Origin of the sequence: Catonella morbi ATCC 51271 (assembly GCF_000160035.2) — a bacterium.
GTDB lineage: Bacteria > Bacillota > Clostridia > Lachnospirales > Lachnospiraceae > Catonella > Catonella morbi.
The window spans coordinates 343,720-363,103 of sequence record NZ_KI535369.1; the positions used below are offsets into that span (position 1 = coordinate 343,720).

The following is a 19,384-nucleotide window of genomic DNA, read 5'->3' on the forward strand; positions in this document are numbered from 1 at the left end:
ACAATTAAAACTTTTATAGTTCTAATTTTATACCTTTTCTTTGCAAGTTCTCTATACACTCAATCAGATATTCCGCATTATGCTCTTTGTAAATTGGGCTTTCTATAATTTTTTCTTCAAGATCATAGTAATTCTCTGCTTTCTTTCCTCTATAATTCTTATCTCTCCATTCTACAGAAACCTTATACCCCCTTTTTTCCATTTCATCCATAACTAATGAATGATAAATAAATAAGTGATACGGAGAATATAAAAATACATAATCTACTGTCTTATGTTTCTTCATCCATCCATTTCCCCGAAGCGCACAACATTCTCTATGTTGACCCAGTAGCTGATTTTTAGGCAATAGGGGAATCATTTGTTCATGCCATAGTCTCATCTTTTTCTCCTGTTAATAAAGTAGATTCCTGTAAATATTTATTTGGATACTTCTTTAGTAAAGTATTGATATATTCAATTACAGATTGCTGATTGTTTTTTCCTTCCATATATTCTTCCAGTATATTAAGCAATCCCTGTTTTTCAATTTCACTTGCCTCTTTTTTGAAATATCCCCATACATGAAGAATGGCATTACTAAAATCTTTTTTACTTTCTTCTACATCCCTTACATTTTGTATTTTTTCATGCAGAGATAATATATCTACTTCCTTTTCTTTCAAATACTCTCTTATATCCAGATATGCCTTATGCGATTTGCTCAGCACATAATATTTATTTTTTGCCCATAACTCTTCACATTCTTTTTTTATATTCTTGTGCTTCACCCTACGCCTTCTTTCAAAATATTCAAATTATCAGTCTGTGCAATATCTCAGCATTTTATACATATTCAAACTTGCTCTAAATCTATATCTTTTAACCATACTACCATATATAGCCTTATTAATCCACTCATAAATAAAATTATTATACAAACATTAGTAGTATGTAGTATTAGTACAATGGTGTTCACTTGGTATTCTTAGATTGCCTTTAGCTGAGATTGTATTTGAAATATAATATCTCAGATATTTGTCTTGAAAACTGATTACTATTCTACACTTGTTTTGCAGGAGGTTGTGGATTGGGATGTGGAGCACTCGTTCAACTTATTCGGTTAGCTTATTATAAACAACCTGCACATTCAGCTGAGTATGAAAAATATGTTTAAGAGCAACATATTAGAGTTGTTGATGAACGCAAACGATTTTTAAGAGCAAAAGCATGACACAACTCAAGATAGATATTAAAGGCAGTACAGTCGGAATAAAAAATAATTAGATTCAAATATTGTTCTTTGTGATTTTAAACTAAATATATCAATTTAAATGCTAATTATTGCAAAAAAACTAATTCTAAAGGATATTGTCAGAAAAAATGTTTGATTTTTGTAATTAGATAGTGTACAATATATTACATATATATTAATTATCTATAAAAACTGTTGGGTTAAGGGAGTTAAAGATAAATATATAAATTTAATGTAAAGGAGTCATAATTATGTCAATTGAAGAGAAAATCGACCAGGCTAAAGGCGCAGTAAAAGAAGGTGTAGGTAAGTTAACCGGCGACAAAAAAATAGAAAAAGAAGGTGCTGCAGAAAAAGCGGCAGCAAAAGTCAAAGAAGTTGCGGAAGATGTTAAAGATGCTATAGAAGGAACAATTGAAGGTGTTAAAAATGTAATAAATAAAGATAAAGAATAAATTTAACATGGATAGTATTAATCAAGGAGGAAATCTATGTTTGAACAAGTAAAATTAGACTATGATTTTAATGCTTTAGAACCCCATATTGATACCCTAACCATGGAAACCCATTATGGAAAGCATCATGCTACTTATACTAAGAATTTTAACGAGGCGGTTGAGAAGGCAGGACTTTCGAACAAATCTGTGGAGGAAATTCTTTCTTCGCTGTCTTCAGTGTCCGATGAAGCCTTAAGGAGTGCTTTACAGAATAATGGTGGCGGATATTATAACCATAATCTGTATTTTTCTGTTATGAGTCCAAAGAAGAAGACGAAACCTAGTGCGGCTTTGGAAGAGGCTATAAAGAAAGACTTCGGTTCTATGGATAAGTTGATAGAGACTTTGCAGAATCTGGCTTTGGGACAGTTTGGTTCCGGATGGGCATTTCTTTCTGCAGATGAGGAAGGGAAACTCTATGCCACAAAGGCAGCAAACCAGAATAATCCCTTTATGGAAGAGGGGAAACATACTCCTATCCTAGGTATTGATGTATGGGAGCATGCCTACTATCTACAATATAAGAACTTAAGAGGAGATTATGTAAAGAATTTCTTTGAGGTTCTGGATTGGGAGAAGGTAAGCGAAAATTACGAAAATCGTAAATAATATGAACATCGCTAAAATATTTATTGTTATTTGAAGTGTAGCTCTGAAACCGGACATCTGTCTATGTTTTGGAGCTACATTTTTTTCATGTAAACAATACGTATATGGTTGTATTAAATATTATGCAAAAGAGATTTTAGGTATACAGGACAAAAAAATACAGAAAAAAATTTTAGTGGGAGAAGAAGGAAGTAAACAGTGTTGACAGATAAAATTAAACAAAGTAAGTGAAATTTAAACGAGGTTCAAACGAGAAGGTTAAACCAAAAGTTGAGGAGTGATGAAATTATATAATAAAAATAACTATTTTAAGTTATGAGTAGATTAATACGGCTATATATGGTAGCATGATAAAAATATAGATTTAGAGCAAGTTTGAATATGTATAAAGTACTGAGGTATTTCATAGATTGATGCTTAGAATATTTTGAAAGAAGGCGTAAAGTGAAGCACAAGAATATAAAAAAAGAATGTGAAGAGTTATGGGCAAAAAATAAATATTATGTGCTGAGCAAATCGCATAAGGCATATCTGGATATAAGAGAGTATTTGAAAGAAATGGAAGTAGATATATTATCTCTGCACGAAAAAATACAAAAAGTAAGGGATATAAAAGAAAGTAATCTTGAAGAAAAAATTATAGAAAGCCCAATTTACAAAGAGCATAATGCGGAATATCTGATTGAGTGTATAGAGAACTTGCGAAAAAAAGGTATAAAACTAGAACTATAAAAGTTGGCAAAGTTCAGTTAGATATATGCTGATTTTGTAGGGGGTATAGAAAATGTTTAAGATTGCTGTATGTGATGATGAAGAAATCTTTAGAAAAAATATTTATAAAATTATAATGAAATACATGGATGAGAATGGCTGTCCATGTGAAATTGATGAATTCGAGTCAGGAAATGAGTTTATAAATTTGGGTATAAATATGACGAAGTATGATATTGTTTTTCTTGATATAAATATGGATGAGATTGACGGAATAGAAACCGCACAGGAAATACGAAAAGTCAGTAATGATATTTTTATAGTTTTTGTGACAGCATTTATTAGCTATGCAGTAGAGGGATATAGCGTAAATGCCATAAGGTATATTTTGAAGAATAATGAAAATTTCGCAGAGTTAATATTTGAGTGTATTGATGCAATAAGCAAAAAAATGAACTATTCTGTAAAAAAGAAAGAATTTAAGTTTAGTGAAGGTGTAAAGAATATTTCGTTAGAATTATTGTTGTATATTGAGAGCAAGCTGCATAAGCTGAATTTCCATATCATGGAAGATAAGCTAAATACATACTCGCTATATGGAAAATTGGATGAATTTGAAAAAGAACTGGAAGATAAAGCTTTCTTGCGAATACACCGTTATCTGATTAATATGAAACATATAGTGAGTATATATAGGTATAAAGCGGTGTTGAATAACGGTATCAAGTTAAAAATTTCAAAAGACAGATAAAAAAGTTATAAAATTAAAGTTTGTGCAAGAGGGAGATAATATTATTATATCTGTTAAAAACACTTATAATGGCAAACTTGAAATCAAGGATGGAGAAATACAGACATCAAAATTATATGAGAGCGATGAACCTGGAATTGGGATAAAAAATATTATTGATGTCATAGAAAAATATCAAGATTCATACACCATACAAAATGATAAGGAAGAATTCTATTTTTCAATACTAATATATAGAGCAGAAAAGTGATTTGTAAGTTGCAAGTCACTTTTTTGCCGTTTTCTGCAAAATAAGGGCGATTTCTGCAATAGGTATTGTTTTCCTAATAAAGGTTGCTATACCTAACTTAATGGGAGGGGATGGATTTAATGGAACACAGTAAAGTTTATGTAAATGTCATGGCAGAGTTTACCAAGGATGGCAGGTTGCTTCCAAAGAGTTTTATATGGAAAGACGGCCATATTTATGAGATTCAGAAAGTGACTGACATACGGAGGGCGGCAAGCCTTAAGGCAGGAGGCGTAGGCATACGTTATACCTGTATAGTAGATGGACAGGGGAGCCACCTGTATTATGAAGACAATAACCTGTGGTTTGTCGTTTTAACATAATTATCAATGGTTTTTATTTCACTTAAGATAAAATATTAAATGCAGTACAGTCGGAATAAAAACAATTAGGTTACATATTGCTCCTTGTTATTTTAAGCTAAATATATCATTTTTAATATTAATTATTGTAAAAAAACTAATTCTTAAGAAAATTGTCAGAAAATCTTGTTTGATTTTTATTATTAGATAGTGTACAATATATTTCATATATCAATTATCTATGAAAACTGCCGGGTTAAGGAGTTTAAAGATAAGTATATAAATAATCTTTTTACAATATAAGAACTTAAGAGGGGATTGTGTAAAGAATTTCTTTAAGGTTCTGGAAGAGTGTAGAAATACTTGAAAAAGTGATAAAGGGATATGAAAGAAGTAAAATAGATGTAAAAAGGTACGAGATTCCTTTTATATTGTTATCTGTCAATTTATGTGCAAGATATGAAGAGATAGATAGATTTGAAGACTCTATCCATTTAACAGATAAAGTTATTAAAAACCTTATAAGCTGTAAGAGAGGGGATGAACTTGGATTTTTGGTAGAAGAGAAGACTTATACAACTGACAGGATGACAGGGAACAATGCGAAAAGTATAGAAAAATATAGGCAGAGTTATCAGCTGTTTGAATTAATGAAAGCGGGAGAAAACGAAAAAGCCCCACTTAAGAGGGCTTATAAAGAATGGTATGGAGAAGATATAAATTAAGTTTGATACGAATATGTTAGTAGCAATTTGCGATAATCACTGAATCGTCAATAGCTAATGGACTTTACTTATCAGTATCGGCTGATGAAAAACAGTATGCCAAGATACAGAAGTGATAGCATACGAACAAACGCCTATGAAAGCCAGAGAAGTAATTTTTACCTACGACAGTATTGCAAAAGATAAATATATGCCATTTACAAAAAAAGTAGAAAGGGAGAAACATGAAAATTTCAAAAAAAATATGGATTCTGCTTTTAGTCATCGCCGCAGGGGCAACTGTTGCTATTTATCTAAGATATTTCCGTAAGGAATACAAGGAATATACCTTTAAGTCGGATGCTAGGAATTTCACCATTAAGCTAAAATACAATACTGATTTCACCTTGGAAGAAGATCAAGGTTGGGAGGGAGGCCCCGATAGAGAATATTCTCCGACTGTAGGTGTAAGGCTATATTATAAGAACGACAATAATGTAATAAGCATTTACAGAAGCATTCCGGAGCTCTTTTTCCCAGAAGATGTAACAGATATAGAGGAGATAACAGCAAATAACGGGATGAAACTTCGTATCGGAAAGCTTGATACCGGGAACAAAATCAGCTATCAGTTTATATACTATGACAACAGTGAGCCTCCCACGGATGGCGGAGATATTATTTTTAATGATGAAAGTGCTTATGAGAAATATAAAGATGATATCTCTAACATGCTAAAGAGTGTGGAGTTTCATTAGATAAAACAAACTCATCTGTATTCAAACACCTCTTCCACCCTCATTCCCGGAAACTTGGCAAGTTTCATAGCACACAGCAGATTGCTTGCTATATTCATGTTAAATAACGTAATTTTTTGTGAATTATTCCTGTCAAATACTGTAAAAAATATAAAAGCACCCCTTTATATTTACACGAATATTTGTTATACTAAAATCAGTGAATAAAGCGGAGGGGTGATTATGGACAGAAAAATTATAAATTACTTAAAAAAATGGAAAGAAAGTTTTCATCGTAAACCATTGATTTTACAGGGAGCAAGGCAGGTAGGAAAAACGTATTCTATTTTGGAGTTTGGACGAAATTATTATGAAAATGTTGTATATTTCAATTTTGAAACGAACCCAAAGCTAAATAAAACATTTGAAGAAAATATAGCACCGGATTATCTTATTCCGATTTTATCACATATTTCAAACCAAACTATTGTGAAGGGCAAAACTCTGATTGTGTTTGATGAGGTACAGCTTTGTGAGAGGGCATTAACTTCACTTAAGTATTTTTGTGAAGATGCGCCTGAATACCATATAATTGCAGCAGGAAGTTTGCTTGGAGTTGCAGTAAACAGAGAAAAATTTTCATTTCCTGTTGGAAAAGTTGATATGAAAACGCTTTATCCTATGGATATAGAAGAGTTTATGCTTGCACTGGGGGAGGCTAAACTCGTTGAACAAATTAAAAAATGTTTTGCTGATAATACGGCCATGCCATCAGCTTTACACGATAGCGCAATGGAACTTTACAGGCAGTATCTGGTTGTTGGCGGTATGCCTGAATGTGTACTCCAATACGCTGAAACAAAAGATTATATTCTTGTAAGGCACACTCAAGAAACATTGCTTGCAAGTTATTTAAATGATATGAGTAAGTATAATAATCTAAATGAAATTAAGAAAACAAGGCTTACATATGACAATATAACAGTTCAGTTATCGAAGAAAAATACAAGATTTCAATATAAGCTTGTAAAAAAGGGGGGAAGAGCTTCTGAATTTGAAAATACCATAGAGTGGCTTTGCTTATCAGGGATAGCCTCTCAAGTGTATAAGGTTCTGCAAATTAAAAAGCCCCTTGAAAACTATCGTGATATTGATTCATTTAAGATTTATGTCTCAGATACAGGTTTACTATGTGCCAAAAAAGATTTACGGGCAAGTGATATTTTATATATGTCAGATGAGTTAAATGATTTTAAGGGTGGCATGGCTGAAAATTATGTGAATATACAACTGTTAATCAATGAATATAAAACTTATTATTGGGAGTCTGAGAGGGGAGCAGAAGTAGATTTCATTATACAGAGGGAGGGCAAAATCATACCAATTGAAGTCAAATCTGCGGATAATACTAAAGCAAAAAGCCTTAAGGTATATATGGATGCCTATAAACCCGAGTATGCTATCAAGCTTTCAGCCAAAAATTTTGCTTTTGAAGATAACAAAAAAATTGTTCCGCTTTATGCTGCATTCTGTATTTAGCATATGTCCTTTACTTCACTTCACAAAGCTGTTACCAAAGGATAAATCGGCTGTGCAGGTATTCCTTTTTCCCGGTATATTTCGCCATAATAGAGGGTCATCGCCGCTATCTTCTAAGAACAACACTATCTCTTTAAAATTGGGATGATTTTAATAAAAACTATGAACTTCTGATTGAGTGTATACAGCCTTATCAATCTTTGTTACATAGTTCGACCTATAATAGCTTCCTGATACTTTCCCAATATTTTTTGGCTTCAAAGATATTTTCCTCTAATTCCTTTTGTACAGTATACAGTCCGGTTGCAAAAAAATTATCTATGCTGCAGACAGCGCTCTGTCCCAAATCATCACTTGCAAATGGCTTAAAATCTTCTTTGGCATGCCAAAATTTTATGAAGTTGCGAAAAGAATTATTAGGGTTGTCATCATATTTTTTAGCCAAAGCATATGCCTCGTCAATCGTACTTTTCATACTTTCATATTCATTTAAGCAAGACAGAGCCAAAGCTTTTGTTATAAGAAGGATAACTTTGAGCTTTGAAGTGTAACAGTTTTTTCCCAAACTGGCGGAATCTGAATAAGCTATACTCCTATCTATTAAGTCACAGGCTTCTCTGAAGTCTTTTTTAGTCCCGCGAGATGCAATTGCCAAAGACATATTCAGTGATAAATCCAAGTCCCTCATGAGATTATAGAATAAAGCTTTTGTATACCGCTCTAAAGCCTCATCAGTTTCTCCTTTTTTGTGTAATAGGCGAGCTATATCTGTATCGGCAATTCCGAGGTAATTTATCTTATTAAACTCTGCAAGTGCACCATCGGGATCAATGACGATTTTCAGTTTTGCTATATTCATCCTTATAGTAAACTCATTAAAATCCGGATCATCATTTTGAGAAAGAAGGGTTAAGGCTTTTTCGTGTAAAGCCACCGATTTTTTAGCATCTTCTTCTTTACCGTTAACTGTGTACAGAATTGCATACAAAGAAGCACAGGCTCTTACTATCTTAAAACTTACAGGATAGCGAACCAAGGCTTTTTCTGCTTCAGACACAGCCTCTGTATACTTTTGATTTTCTGCCAGTCTGATAATTCTGCCGGATATATCTTCAATAGTTTTTGATGATATATTGTAACCAAGAAGAATGTCCATTGAAATATTAAAAAAGTCTGCCAATTCCATCATGGTCATAATATCAGGTACGGTGCTTCCGCTTTCCCATTTTGATACGGCACCGACAGTAACTCCGAAAGCCTCCGCTAACCCTTCCTGAGTCAGATTCATTTCTTTTCGATATTTCTTGATATTTTCACTTAGCTTAAGCTTCATTAGTCATTTCCTCCGGTTTCTCTAAAATAGGTCTCAAAATCATAATAAGTACAAGGATTACTATTGACACTGCAGTACTTCCGATAAGCATATATATCACACTGATATGTGAAATAAATGCACTCACAATAAAAGAACCGATTGGCATAGAGGCTACCACAGAAGAATTAAAAAACGCAGCCGCCCGTGCCATGTAGTTATGATCTACACACTTCATAAACTGTATGTTAATTATCCCAATAACCAGCGATGACGCTGATACCATTATAAAAAAAGAGGCACTGATCAATATGTATGAAAGAAGTGCATTGCCTTTAACAAGCTTTCCCGCAGGTATACAAGCCATTCCGATAATTAACAGAAATGTTCCCAGAATTGTAATTTTGAGCGGAGATAATATTTTAGCGATATAAGGTAAAAGAACCGCTCCCACAATGCCTCCGATAGAAGCAAAAATCCCGGCAAAGCTTAAAAGCTCACTCCCCATCCCGAAAATATCATCCGCTATCGGTGCCTGAAGTGCGTTAAGCGGAATCAACATACAATTGAGGACAATACATATTACACAGAAATTTCTCACTACGGGAGTTTTAAATACATAAACAATCCCTTCTTTGAGCATTTTTATATATCCCGAAGAATTATTTTTTGTACTGTCTGTATTATTCGAAACAGCGTTAGAGGCTTCTTTAATCAGTCCGATAAGAATAGCCGAAATTATGAAGGTTGATACATCTATAAACATCGCAGCCTCAACACCGAGCTTTGCAATAATGAAGCCTGCAGCTCCGCTTCCGACAAGTGAGGCAGCATTGGTAAATACAGAATTAAGACTCATTCCCGCATTTATATCTTCCCTCTTTATTACCTGAGCGGTAAATGCGGTGCCGGCCGGAAGATTAAAGGATTCCGCCGTGGTAATAATTAAAGTAAAACAGGATAGAATCAGCGGATTAACATAACCAAGTTCAAATAATATAATAAATAAAGTTATAAGTAATGCCCTCAAAAAATGGGTGGCAATTACCACTCGTTTTTTGTTCATTTTCTCCACAATTGCACCGGCAAACGGCTGAACTATAACGTTTGGAAGCATGTTGAGAGCAAAAACTATAGCTGACCAGGCGGCACTGTTGGTTATCTGATATACAACCCAAGTGAATGCAATTGATTCCACAGAATCCCCGAATCTGGTAATTAAATTCGAAAACAGTAGCTTTCTATATTCACTTTCTTTTAATATTTTTAAATAATTACCTCTGTTCTCAGTATCTTTCATTGTGAAGCCTCCTTGTTTGATAACTTATTTATGGCTTCATTTTAATGAAAAACTACTGATAATATAATACACTATTTGTATGTATTAGGAAATAAAAACTTTCCTTATAGGAATATTTTTATAATATTATTTAGGGAGGGCTGTGATTGGTGGGGTATCTTTTTGTCGCATCCGCAGAGATTTTTACTTCTTATCCTGCTTCTTTTGTTTTATTCTTCGAATTCTTTTCACACCTCTTTTGATTGCAAGCGTAACAGCTATACAAATCGGAAAGAAGGGTGTAAAAGGCCCCGCCCAAAAAGCAAGGCAGACTGTTGCCATTGTTAAGCTCCAAGGAAAGCGGAAGATGGCATATATCAGGTATCCGCCCCAAACCGGAGAATAGATGACGAGTACAACAACGAAAAATAGTGCAAGAGTTTTCAGGTCTTTTAATTCCTTCCATATAGAAAGGAGGAATTTCTTAAATTTTTCTATTATAGTTTTCATTAGCCTCCTATCAGGTAAAATTATGATTTAGATTGAGTGATATTGTAAGTTAAAACCGGATTTTATGTCAAGAGAATTTTGAGAATATGAGATTGTAAGATCTATGTAATAGGGCTGCACGGCATGGCAGCCCATTTGTATGTAAAAATTAAGGTATTAACGGTAGATAGTTGTTTCCTATTATTTCTAAGTTTCAAAAAATGAGTTCAACTTCTCAGTATTTAACCTTGTCCAGCCTCCGCTCCAGGCAAGTTTTCCGTTTTCTAAAAAAATCAGATAATCACAGCACTCTTTCAAAAGTTCCGGATCATGTGTTATGATAAACAGAGTTCTTCCCTCCTTACTTAACTTCTTTAAAAGCTCTGAAACACCTAACATATGTCTGTAATCAAGTCCGCTTGTGGGTTCATCAAAGATTAAGAGTTCTTTGTTACATGCAATGGCACTGCCTATCGCCACTCTCTGCTTCTGACCGCCTGATAGGGAGAGTGGGTGTAATTTCTGAAACTTAATAAGATTTAGATCTTTAAGAATTTCCTTTGCCTTTTCTTTAGCATTCTCGTCATCCTCATCCATACTTAGAAGAATCTCATCCAGCACACTTTCTGTAAATAACTGGTGGTTGACATCCTGCATAACCATATAACTTTTACTTCGCAGGTTTTTGGCAGAAATGGTATTTCCTTTATAATTAAGACTGCCTTTTGTCTTATTTTCAAGCCCACAGATTGATTTTGCAAGAGTTGACTTTCCGGCTCCGTTATAGCCCAAGATACCGACAATCGCTCCATAAGGTATCTGTATTTCAGGTATATCCAAAAATTTTTGTTTACCATAGGAAAAGGAGAGATTGCTAAAACAGAAAGTCTCACGATTACATTTACTTTCTTTTTCCTCAAATTTCACCGGCTCTCCGGAGCGAAGCCCCATCTGATGTAGTTCTTCTTCCTCAATTTTCCTAAATTCGTCTATGTATAAATCCTTAACTATTTTCCCATCTTCCATATATACTATCCGGTCAGCAAGCTCCATCAGATAATATAGGCGGTGTTCAGCAATGATTACTGTCTTGCCTTGTTCCTTCCATTTTCGGATAACTTCTTTCAAGTCAGAAATTGTATGCAAATCCAGATTGGATGAAGGCTCATCAAGGACTAAGATTTCAGGCTGCATTGCAGAAACGGAGGCACAGGCAATTTTTTGTTTTTCTCCGCCTGATAAGGCAAAAAGATTGCGATCAAGCAGAGATTCTATGTTAAGGTCACCGGCTACCTGTCCTATCCTCCTATACATTTCTTCTCTTGGAATACCTGTATTTTCACAGCCAAAAGCAATTTCACTTGTAGAATCCACACTGAAAAACTGGGAACGGGGATTTTGGAAAACAGAACCTATTTTCTTAGACAGTTCATATAAAGTAACTTTAGATGAATCTATTCCATCAATTAATATTTCTCCTTTCAACTCTCCCTGATAGTAGACAGGGGCAAGTCCGTTAATCAGCCTTGTGATTGTGGTTTTTCCACAGCCTGAAGCTCCGCAAAGTAATACTGTCTGCCCTGAGGAGATTGTTAAATTTATATTATAAACACCTGAGTTAAGCTCCTCGGTATGATAAGAAAAGGATACATTTTTTAATTCAATCATAACTTATATTCTCCCCAGTATTGTCCAAGTGACTAAAATAATGGTTAAAACCGCTATTCCTAAGTCATAAATTCCAAACCTAAGTTCTACCAGCGAGCTTCGTTTTTTTAGCCCCCCAAGTCCTCTTGAGATTGCTGCGGCTGAAAGTTCTTCTCCTATTTTTGCTATGGACATCATTAGAGGAATTACTCTATATTCCAAAATCATTGCAGGATTTTTAAAAAACTTAGGAGTTCCGAATCTTATATCTCTCATTTTCATCGCATTACCTATGGATTTGCTTTCCTCACTCAGGGTAGGTACAAATCTAAAAACTACGGAAACCGGAATAATAAAGGCCTCCGGAACATGCAACAGGTTCATTGCAGATATGAATTCATTCGGCTTTGTCGATTTGATAATGTAGTAACCAAACATAAATACCGGAAAGAAACGAAATATGAGTTCAACAATCAAGCCTAATATCATAGCAATCAGGTATGGAAATTCTGCCTTCCCGGCGCACACCTTTGCAAATATTGCAACTGCAAATAAGCTTCCGTAAATAAAAGCCGGATGATATCTATGGTCTGACAGCAGTAAAAGTATTGGAATAAATACAAGTACAGAGTTCAAGAGTAAGTTCTCCTGAACAAAAAATATCAATGTTGCAAGTACAAACATAAAAAGAACCTTTGTGCGTGGATCAAGATAAATTCCCCTATGTTTTGGCGGATGATATACATTTTCTTTCATTTATGCAATTCCTGCCCTTTCAAAGTGCTTTTTAAGCATCTTTCTTCCAAGAAATGCGCCAATTATAGAAGAAACTAAGATGATGCCTATGCCTGCAAAGCCCATCCAGGATGGCATGTACTTAGCAATCCCTGCTACATACTCATCTCCCATGGCAACTCTTACCTGCTCCATATAAGTAGCTGTCATAAGCCACATAGGAGCAGCACAGCCTATCATTCCACAGGAGAAAATCCAGTATCCAATCACATCAAACTTGAAGCTCTTGTATTTTCCAAAACTGAAGATCAGATCCGACAGCACTCCTGCCAAAATATATGTAATCGTAGGTATATAGGTGTAGCCCATAAGATACCAGAATACAGCAAGAATAACTCCCATGATAGAAACCATGCCAAATTTGTCTACCTTAGTTAGAAACAACATAAATGGTATGCCGGTTACAACAGGTGCTATAAAATACGTAAGCGGATATAGGACAGGAATGGCATTTAACATACCTATCACGAAAAACACCACTAAATATATAGCGGTATAAATTCCGACATTAATCAGATCCTTTGCATTTAACTTGTTACTTTGCATTACAAAATACCTCCTAAAAATATGAAATTTATTTGAACCCCAAGGGATACAAAACATAATTATAAGTTTTCTTTTTTGTAGTCATAGCACTATCTCTTTATATTAATTCAGACATAGTTCAAAATGATTACTTAGTTATCTTTTGCTTCACAAAATATGCCGCATTATTGCGGCGATATCATAGCATGAATAATTTTCTCCAACCTGCAGAGAAAAATTCTGCAAGACTCTGAATAGAATCTAAAGCTGTTTCTTCACTGAAGTCATGTAATATTGTTTCAAAAATACAGGCATAATAGGCATGCAAAATCATGTGGAGCTCATTGTCGGTAGCGCGATGATATGAAATTCCTTTTGTATCTAACACATCAAACATTCGGTAGGTGCTTCGCAAATCGCGCTCAACAAGTCTGTCAATATAGTCACTGTATTTTGTTCCGTCAGAAGAACAGAGAATTAGCTTAAATGAATCAAAATACCTGTAAATATAGTGAATAAATTCGGCTATAGTATCCAGTGAAATCTTCCAGATTTCATCTGTGTTTCCTGCATTAATGTAGTCAAAGCATTCTTTCTCAGCCATATCAAATCTTGAAAGAAGACCGTTTGCCGCTTCATCCACAAGAGCCTCAAAAATAGCCGCCTTATCTTCAAAATGCCGATAAAAGGCACCTGTTGTAACACCGGCAAATTTGCATATTTCTCTAAGATTTGTCCGTTCATAGCCATTTTTTAAAAAAAGTCTTTTAGCACTTTCCAGTATATTATCGTGTGTAATTTTATATTTTTCAGTTGCCATATTTTTCCTTTGATAACTTTGCTATCATTATATATTTGTTGAAGTTAGTTGTCAATAACTGTAGCTTAATAGTAAACAAATTGAAGAATTGTTTGCTAAATTCATTCTTTGAGTAAAAACAGAGGTTTTGGTGACAGATTTCCAAATGAATATAGTATCATTATAAAACTATAACTAAAATTTCTTTGATATGCAAGCTTTATGTGTTAAAATTGTACTTAGCATATGAAGGAGGGATTGCCGAAGATTCTTATCCTGATGATATTAATCAGGGATACCGGCTTGCTTTGGGGACTGCCTTAGTTTTCAAGATTCGGGAAATAAACTGAGTGAAACAATTCAGAATTATGGAGGTTAATTAGTTGAGATATATACTATTATTGCGTGGAGTAAATGTGGGAGGCAAAAATAAGGTGTCTATGAGTGAATTAAAAGAATTATTGTTAAATGCAGGATTTGAGGATATTTCTTCCTATATCAACAGTGGAAATTTGTTTTTCGGTAGTGATGAAAATCGTGAAATCTGCATTTCAAAGATAACAAATGTGTTAGAAAGTAACTATGACTTTCCTATCCCTTTTGCTTTAGTCACCAAAGAAGAGTATTTAAAAGAAAGAGCGGAATTGCCTGACTGGTGGGAGGAAAAGCTGGCGAGAAGAGATGTTTTATTTTTTTCGTGTAACTTGGATAAATCAGAGGTTACGGACTTTATAGATAAATCCGAATTTTATAATGAAATAGTGTATGTTGGGAGACAGGCGGTATTTTGGGGTAAATATGATGAAGCTGAATTCCTGAAATCTACCTACCATAAAAAATTAATGAAACAGGATTTTTATAAGAAAATCACAATCAGAAACGGAAACACATTTGAAAAGATAGCGGAAATTCTTGAGAACGAAAAGTAATCTCCGATTTGGGGAAAATTTGAATTCACGAGGTAAATGTTAGAAGGAGTTAGAGATAATGGCTAAGAAAGTAAAAGATTATTATGATGTTCCTTATTTAGAAGAACTTGCCGGTAAAATTATGGTTGTGACAAGTAATTTTAATAAAGAGATTTTTTTAAAAGAAACTAAAGACAAGATAGAAGATTTGGAATTCAATCAAAGGCAGGAACTGGTAGCTCAGGCACTGAATAAAGCCTTTGATGTAGATTATGAGAATGTTCTTAAAATTTTCAGTAAAATTTTAGGAAAAGAATTAAGAGGTAACAGCGGAGCATTTACAGAAGGCTGGTGGCTTTGGCCGGTCGGAAGATATGTTGAGATTTATGGTGATGAGTATTTTGATGAGAGTATTAATTTCAGTAAAGAGCTTACCAAAAGATTTACTTCAGAATACTGTATGCGACCTTTGATTAAAAAATATCCTGAGAAATCCTTAAAAATATTAAAGAATTGGAGCAGGGACGAACACGAGAGAGTAAGAAGGCTTTCGAGTGAGTGCTTGAGAATAAGGTTGCCCTGGTCAAAAAAACTCTTTACTGCTTTAGAGTATTTTGATGAGTATTTTGAAATACTGAGTAACTTAAAAGATGATAAGGATAAGTATATACAAAAAAGTGTAGCAAATAACTTAAATGATTTATATAAGGAAGATAAAGACAAATTTAATTTTATAATTAACACCTGGAAGACTGAAAAAAATATAAGTAAAGAGTGTGAATGGGTTATAAAACATGGTTCAAGGACTGCTGATAAAAAATAATTTGTAAGCTTGAGTAATATATATCAAAAATTTGTTGGATTTTATACTTATTAACAGTAAATATGAAGTAACAAAGTACTTTTATTGACATAAAAATCAAAATATTGTACTATATTAGGTAGCATTTACATTGATTTTTTGGTGAATGTGTAGGCGGAAACACAGCATACTGAGGCTGAGGAATATTATGTTTAAATAACAATATATAGCATAATATTTAGTGCAAGCCTCGGATAGGAGAAGACAATATGAAGAAATTATGGAAAGTACTTAAAGGCATTTTTATTACAATAGCAGTGCTATTTATTCTGCTGATTGCAGTGAGGTTGATTAATGGTCAAATTACCAAGGGTAAGGAGAAAATCAGGGAAAGTACATTAGAGGCTAATTCTGCCTATCGTGAAATCAATCAGGAAGAGCCGGAAAAGTCAAAGCTGACCGGGGTAGAGATTAGCGTGGTTAAGGGCAATTACTTAAACGGATATCATTTGATTCCTGAGAAGATTACTCACCGGGGAACTGTAATTACCTTTGGCGGCAGCGAGGGCAGCAGCAATATAAACATGGCGGTAAAGCTGGCTAAGGAGGGCTATGAGGTTTATTCCCTCTACTTTTTCGGTCGTGACAATCAGCAAAAAGAACTGGTGAAAGTGCCGTTAGACTTTTTCACGGAGGTTTATGCTGAGGTTGAAAAAAATGCAGTATCAGCCAGACCGCTGACTATATTGGGCGGTTCTAAGGGGGCAGAGCTGTGCCTGCTTTTGTCAGGAAAATATCCTGAACTGGTAGATAACGTTGTTTTATACGCACCGTCTAACTATGTCTTCCAGGGACTTTCATATGATTATTCCAGCGTCAGCTCATCCTGGAGCTTTCAGGGAAAGGAATTGGACTATCTGCATCTTACGGCAGCATCAGGTTCGACTTACAGTATGTTTATGTTGCGGATATTCTTAAATGCACCTATAGAGTATGAGCCGATTTATCGCTCGGTGACGGAAAATGCAGAAAACAAAGAAGCTGCACAGATTGATGTAAGTAAGGCAAAAGCAAACCTCTTGATTTTTGCCGGTAAGGAAGATAAAATGTGGCCATCGGCCGATATGGCTGAGGAGATCATTAAAAGATACCCGGCGGAGAAAAAGCTGGTTACTTACGAAAAAGCGGGGCATATCTTCTTTGGACCGCCGGTACTGTCAAATATGTCTGTAGGCGGCGAATATGAGGCTAATGAAGCAGCGAAGATCGATAGTGACCAAATCTTATTGAAGACTTTGGAGGAGTGGACGAGAAATAAATAAACCAAACACTGAGAAGTAAATTTGAGCGGTAATGACGATAAAGTCATTGCCGTTTTTTCAAGCAAAAACAGCAGCTTCATTTACAGGTTTGTTGATTTTATCCCTGCAATAATGTATTATTAAACGAAAAGAAACAAAGAGTTTAATAATTAGTTTTATCGGCTTGGGGGAGATATATATGAATGTTGCAGCAATAGGGTCGCTTATTAATTATGAACGATGTAAACAGAATATAAGCAGAGAAAAGTTAACAGAAGGAATATGTTCTGAAATTGTTTTGAGGAGAATAGAGTCAGGAGAAAGATGCGGAGATTTCTTCATTCTGGAAAGACTTATAAGCCGTCTTGGGAAATCGTGCAATAAACTTGAGACCATTCAGGATGAAAATGACTATAGGTTATTCTTATTAAGAGAGATAATGAATGAAGACCTGAGAGAGAATAAGTACGGTAAAGTGGAAAAATCATTGGTGGAATATGAAAAAATTGCGGATATAAATAATGCTTTACAATTACAGTACATTAAAACTGTTAAAGGTATGCTGTATTCGGAGAAGTTTGGTGATTATCATAAGGCGGATGAGATTTTTTCTGATGCGGTAAATCTGACATTGCCGAATTTTTCCATAGAGAATATGGAAGAATATCTAATGGGAGAAGACGAGATTATAATTATCTTGCTGTATCTAAGAAATAAAGAGCAATTTGACAGAAACTATCTGGTTGAATACGGTAAAACCATATTGGGATACATAAATAAACGATTTCAGGATGATGAAATTAAGTGTAACCTTTATGGAAGAGTTGCCTGGATTATAGGTGACAGTTTTATAAAGAACGATAAATATAAAGAAGCGTTGGCAATAACCTTAGAGGCAGAAGATATGCTGACAGATAACGGGCTTTTGCTGAATATCACACAGATACTGGACAGAATCCTTTTTCTCTCTGAAAATAGGCAGGCGGCAATATATGATGATTTTAAGAAAATGAGAGATGCCTTAAAAGATCTGTACGAAGAGTATGGCATAAAATGGGAAACAGAAAAAATAAGCTTAATCAGCGGATATATGCAGAAAAGCATGAATATTATGTCAGAATTTGTGAAACAGGAAAGAATACTGAGAGGACTTTCCCAACAAAAACTGTCTGAAGACCTGGATATAGACATTAAAACCGTATCGAGGATTGAAAGCGGTAAAGTGTTGCCGAAAAAAGGTACATTAGAGAGAGTACTGACATATTTTGATGAAGAGAAAGAGGTGGCGGAGAGCAGGATAATAACAAATGATTTCCATTTGCTCGAATTGGAAAGAGAAGTGGCAAAGCTTATGACATATCATATTAATGACGAGGCAGAGCTCCTATATAAAGAATTGAAATCAAAACTTTCGCTTGAATACAAGAAAAACAGTCAATATGTAGAGTTTATGGATGCATTATTCGATATTGAGTTGAACAGATGCGGACCGGAGCAGACCATTAGTAAACTGATTAAGGCATTTAACATAACCAGAGGGCGCAGTGGGTTTAACAAACTTGGTGAATTTGTTCCGAGCAGGACGGAAGCATTAATAATAAACAATATAGCGGTCTGTTATAAGAGAAACGGTATGCTGAAAAAAAGTATAGAAGTATTGGAAAAGCTTATAATGTCGTATGAAAACAGTAAAATAGAACTCAAATACCGCTGTGTTCCTTTGAACTTAATATATTGTAGCCTATGTGTCTATTATGAAGAGACAGACCAATTTGACAAAGCTTTGTCACTTACGGATAAAACCATAAGGTATTCAATAGAATGCCTCAGAGGGACTTTTCTGGGATTTTTGTTGGAAGAGAGAACTTATACCACTGACAGAAAGACGGGTGACAATAGTGGCAGTAAGCAAAAGTACAGGCAAAGCTACTATATCAGAAAATTAATGAAAGAAAGTGAAATGCAAAAAGCCCCCATAATGAAGGCTTTTAAAAAGTGGTACGGTGAAGAAATAGAATTAAACATCTAAGGCTATACTAAAACCCGGTCAGGAAAAGTGACCGGTTTTGGTATAGTCTTTTAATATTTACACTGATAGAATTAGAAAGTAAGGGAAAAAGAAGGACTGTGACGTATGGCGTGAATAATTTAGAT

22 protein-coding genes are annotated in these 19,384 nt (G+C 34.5%); 13 read left to right on the forward strand and 9 right to left on the reverse strand.

All coding sequences use genetic code 11. The features are described from left to right. Positions 1 to 13: 13 nt before the first annotated feature. Together GCWU000282_RS12240 and GCWU000282_RS12245 are read right to left on the reverse strand one after the other, a co-directional pair. Positions 14 to 382 (reverse strand): TIGR02328 family protein, encoded by a 369-nt coding sequence (locus GCWU000282_RS12240; RefSeq protein WP_023355457.1) that lies wholly within the window; start codon positions 380 to 382, stop codon positions 14 to 16. Beyond that, positions 366 to 770, reverse strand: coding sequence for a YbgA family protein (locus tag GCWU000282_RS12245; protein WP_023355458.1), 405 nt, complete (start codon positions 768 to 770; stop codon positions 366 to 368). Before GCWU000282_RS12245 ends, GCWU000282_RS12240 begins: the two co-directional genes overlap by 17 nt. A gap of 715 nt (positions 771 to 1,485) precedes the next feature. Between GCWU000282_RS12245 and GCWU000282_RS12250 the strand changes: the two genes are divergently transcribed. The 9 genes from GCWU000282_RS12250 (at position 1,486) to GCWU000282_RS12290 (ending at position 7,373) form a co-directional block, all read left to right on the forward strand. After that, positions 1,486 to 1,689, forward strand: a complete 204-nt coding sequence (locus tag GCWU000282_RS12250) for a CsbD family protein (RefSeq protein WP_023355459.1) — start codon at positions 1,486 to 1,488, stop codon at positions 1,687 to 1,689. 36 nt (positions 1,690 to 1,725) lie between these two features. Next, the gene (locus tag GCWU000282_RS12255) at positions 1,726 to 2,340 is read left to right on the forward strand and encodes a superoxide dismutase (protein WP_023355460.1); all 615 of its coding nucleotides are present in this window, start codon (positions 1,726 to 1,728) and stop codon (positions 2,338 to 2,340) included. Between the two features lie 444 nt (positions 2,341 to 2,784). Further along, the gene (locus GCWU000282_RS12260) at positions 2,785 to 3,072 is read left to right on the forward strand and encodes a hypothetical protein (protein ID WP_023355461.1); all 288 of its coding nucleotides are present in this window, start codon (positions 2,785 to 2,787) and stop codon (positions 3,070 to 3,072) included. Positions 3,073 to 3,124: 52 nt separating this feature from the next. Then, a complete protein-coding gene (locus tag GCWU000282_RS12265; protein WP_023355462.1) occupies positions 3,125 to 3,802 on the forward strand; it encodes a LytR/AlgR family response regulator transcription factor in 678 nt (225 codons plus the stop codon). A gap of 22 nt (positions 3,803 to 3,824) precedes the next feature. Further along, complete coding sequence (locus GCWU000282_RS12270; protein ID WP_023355463.1) at positions 3,825 to 4,052, forward strand: GHKL domain-containing protein; 228 nt, start codon at positions 3,825 to 3,827, stop codon at positions 4,050 to 4,052. A 119-nt stretch (positions 4,053 to 4,171) separates the two neighbouring features. Then, positions 4,172 to 4,414 (forward strand): hypothetical protein, encoded by a 243-nt coding sequence (locus GCWU000282_RS12275; RefSeq protein ID WP_035040723.1) that lies wholly within the window; start codon positions 4,172 to 4,174, stop codon positions 4,412 to 4,414. Between the two features lie 350 nt (positions 4,415 to 4,764). Then, positions 4,765 to 5,118 carry a hypothetical protein gene (locus GCWU000282_RS12280; RefSeq protein WP_023355465.1) on the forward strand — a complete coding sequence of 118 codons (354 nt, stop codon included), beginning with the start codon at positions 4,765 to 4,767 and terminating at the stop codon, positions 5,116 to 5,118. 224 nt (positions 5,119 to 5,342) lie between these two features. Further along, entirely contained in the window at positions 5,343 to 5,855 is a 513-nt protein-coding gene (locus GCWU000282_RS12285) for a hypothetical protein (protein WP_023355466.1), read from the forward strand. Between the two features lie 222 nt (positions 5,856 to 6,077). Then, complete coding sequence (locus GCWU000282_RS12290) at positions 6,078 to 7,373, forward strand: ATP-binding protein (RefSeq protein ID WP_023355467.1); 1,296 nt, start codon at positions 6,078 to 6,080, stop codon at positions 7,371 to 7,373. A gap of 217 nt (positions 7,374 to 7,590) precedes the next feature. Here GCWU000282_RS12290 and GCWU000282_RS16075 read toward each other — a convergent pair whose 3' ends face one another. The 7 genes from GCWU000282_RS16075 to GCWU000282_RS12325 form a co-directional block, all read right to left on the reverse strand. Next, positions 7,591 to 8,706: a helix-turn-helix domain-containing protein gene (locus GCWU000282_RS16075; protein WP_023355468.1), complete on the reverse strand. Its 1,116-nt coding sequence runs from the start codon at positions 8,704 to 8,706 to the stop codon at positions 7,591 to 7,593. Further along, on the reverse strand, positions 8,696 to 9,985 hold the full coding sequence (locus GCWU000282_RS12300; RefSeq protein ID WP_023355469.1) for an MFS transporter: 1,290 nt from the start codon (positions 9,983 to 9,985) through the stop codon (positions 8,696 to 8,698). Before GCWU000282_RS12300 ends, GCWU000282_RS16075 begins: the two co-directional genes overlap by 11 nt. Before the next feature lie 183 nt (positions 9,986 to 10,168). Beyond that, positions 10,169 to 10,474, reverse strand: coding sequence for a hypothetical protein (locus tag GCWU000282_RS12305; protein ID WP_023355470.1), 306 nt, complete (start codon positions 10,472 to 10,474; stop codon positions 10,169 to 10,171). 186 nt (positions 10,475 to 10,660) lie between these two features. After that, complete coding sequence (locus GCWU000282_RS12310) at positions 10,661 to 12,121, reverse strand: ABC transporter ATP-binding protein (RefSeq protein WP_023355471.1); 1,461 nt, start codon at positions 12,119 to 12,121, stop codon at positions 10,661 to 10,663. A 3-nt stretch (positions 12,122 to 12,124) separates the two neighbouring features. Beyond that, the gene (locus GCWU000282_RS12315; protein ID WP_023355472.1) at positions 12,125 to 12,856 is read right to left on the reverse strand and encodes an energy-coupling factor transporter transmembrane component T; all 732 of its coding nucleotides are present in this window, start codon (positions 12,854 to 12,856) and stop codon (positions 12,125 to 12,127) included. Then, positions 12,857 to 13,441, reverse strand: coding sequence for an MptD family putative ECF transporter S component (locus GCWU000282_RS12320; RefSeq protein ID WP_035040726.1), 585 nt, complete (start codon positions 13,439 to 13,441; stop codon positions 12,857 to 12,859). 178 nt (positions 13,442 to 13,619) lie between these two features. Beyond that, positions 13,620 to 14,240 carry a TetR/AcrR family transcriptional regulator gene (locus GCWU000282_RS12325; RefSeq protein ID WP_023355474.1) on the reverse strand — a complete coding sequence of 207 codons (621 nt, stop codon included), beginning with the start codon at positions 14,238 to 14,240 and terminating at the stop codon, positions 13,620 to 13,622. A 362-nt stretch (positions 14,241 to 14,602) separates the two neighbouring features. Between GCWU000282_RS12325 and GCWU000282_RS12330 the strand changes: the two genes are divergently transcribed. From GCWU000282_RS12330 to GCWU000282_RS12345, 4 genes are all read left to right on the forward strand, one after another. Beyond that, positions 14,603 to 15,148, forward strand: a complete 546-nt coding sequence (locus GCWU000282_RS12330) for a DUF1697 domain-containing protein (RefSeq protein WP_035040729.1) — start codon at positions 14,603 to 14,605, stop codon at positions 15,146 to 15,148. A gap of 58 nt (positions 15,149 to 15,206) precedes the next feature. Then, on the forward strand, positions 15,207 to 15,950 hold the full coding sequence (locus GCWU000282_RS12335) for a DNA alkylation repair protein (RefSeq protein WP_023355477.1): 744 nt from the start codon (positions 15,207 to 15,209) through the stop codon (positions 15,948 to 15,950). 248 nt (positions 15,951 to 16,198) lie between these two features. Beyond that, positions 16,199 to 17,251: an alpha/beta fold hydrolase gene (locus tag GCWU000282_RS12340; RefSeq protein ID WP_023355478.1), complete on the forward strand. Its 1,053-nt coding sequence runs from the start codon at positions 16,199 to 16,201 to the stop codon at positions 17,249 to 17,251. Between the two features lie 178 nt (positions 17,252 to 17,429). Next, complete coding sequence (locus tag GCWU000282_RS12345) at positions 17,430 to 19,259, forward strand: helix-turn-helix domain-containing protein (RefSeq protein ID WP_023355479.1); 1,830 nt, start codon at positions 17,430 to 17,432, stop codon at positions 19,257 to 19,259. Positions 19,260 to 19,384: the final 125 nt, after the last annotated feature.

What these genes read in the sequence shown, in the direction of transcription:
- GCWU000282_RS12240 (WP_023355457.1), bottom strand. Translation starts at nt 382, where the DNA reads ATGAGACTATGGCATGAACAAATGATTCCCCTATTGCCTAAAAATCAG.
- GCWU000282_RS12250 (WP_023355459.1), top strand. Translation starts at nt 1,486, where the DNA reads ATGTCAATTGAAGAGAAAATCGACCAGGCTAAAGGCGCAGTAAAAGAA.
- GCWU000282_RS12255 (WP_023355460.1), top strand. Translation starts at nt 1,726, where the DNA reads ATGTTTGAACAAGTAAAATTAGACTATGATTTTAATGCTTTAGAACCC.
- GCWU000282_RS12265 (WP_023355462.1), top strand. Translation starts at nt 3,125, where the DNA reads ATGTTTAAGATTGCTGTATGTGATGATGAAGAAATCTTTAGAAAAAAT.
- GCWU000282_RS12275 (WP_035040723.1), top strand. Translation starts at nt 4,172, where the DNA reads ATGGAACACAGTAAAGTTTATGTAAATGTCATGGCAGAGTTTACCAAG.
- GCWU000282_RS12285 (WP_023355466.1), top strand. Translation starts at nt 5,343, where the DNA reads ATGAAAATTTCAAAAAAAATATGGATTCTGCTTTTAGTCATCGCCGCA.
- GCWU000282_RS12290 (WP_023355467.1), top strand. Translation starts at nt 6,078, where the DNA reads ATGGACAGAAAAATTATAAATTACTTAAAAAAATGGAAAGAAAGTTTT.
- GCWU000282_RS16075 (WP_023355468.1), bottom strand. Translation starts at nt 8,706, where the DNA reads ATGAAGCTTAAGCTAAGTGAAAATATCAAGAAATATCGAAAAGAAATG.
- GCWU000282_RS12300 (WP_023355469.1), bottom strand. Translation starts at nt 9,985, where the DNA reads ATGAAAGATACTGAGAACAGAGGTAATTATTTAAAAATATTAAAAGAA.
- GCWU000282_RS12305 (WP_023355470.1), bottom strand. Translation starts at nt 10,474, where the DNA reads ATGAAAACTATAATAGAAAAATTTAAGAAATTCCTCCTTTCTATATGG.
- GCWU000282_RS12310 (WP_023355471.1), bottom strand. Translation starts at nt 12,121, where the DNA reads ATGATTGAATTAAAAAATGTATCCTTTTCTTATCATACCGAGGAGCTT.
- GCWU000282_RS12315 (WP_023355472.1), bottom strand. Translation starts at nt 12,856, where the DNA reads ATGAAAGAAAATGTATATCATCCGCCAAAACATAGGGGAATTTATCTT.
- GCWU000282_RS12320 (WP_035040726.1), bottom strand. Translation starts at nt 13,441, where the DNA reads ATGCAAAGTAACAAGTTAAATGCAAAGGATCTGATTAATGTCGGAATT.
- GCWU000282_RS12325 (WP_023355474.1), bottom strand. Translation starts at nt 14,240, where the DNA reads ATGGCAACTGAAAAATATAAAATTACACACGATAATATACTGGAAAGT.
- GCWU000282_RS12335 (WP_023355477.1), top strand. Translation starts at nt 15,207, where the DNA reads ATGGCTAAGAAAGTAAAAGATTATTATGATGTTCCTTATTTAGAAGAA.
- GCWU000282_RS12340 (WP_023355478.1), top strand. Translation starts at nt 16,199, where the DNA reads ATGAAGAAATTATGGAAAGTACTTAAAGGCATTTTTATTACAATAGCA.
- GCWU000282_RS12345 (WP_023355479.1), top strand. Translation starts at nt 17,430, where the DNA reads ATGAATGTTGCAGCAATAGGGTCGCTTATTAATTATGAACGATGTAAA.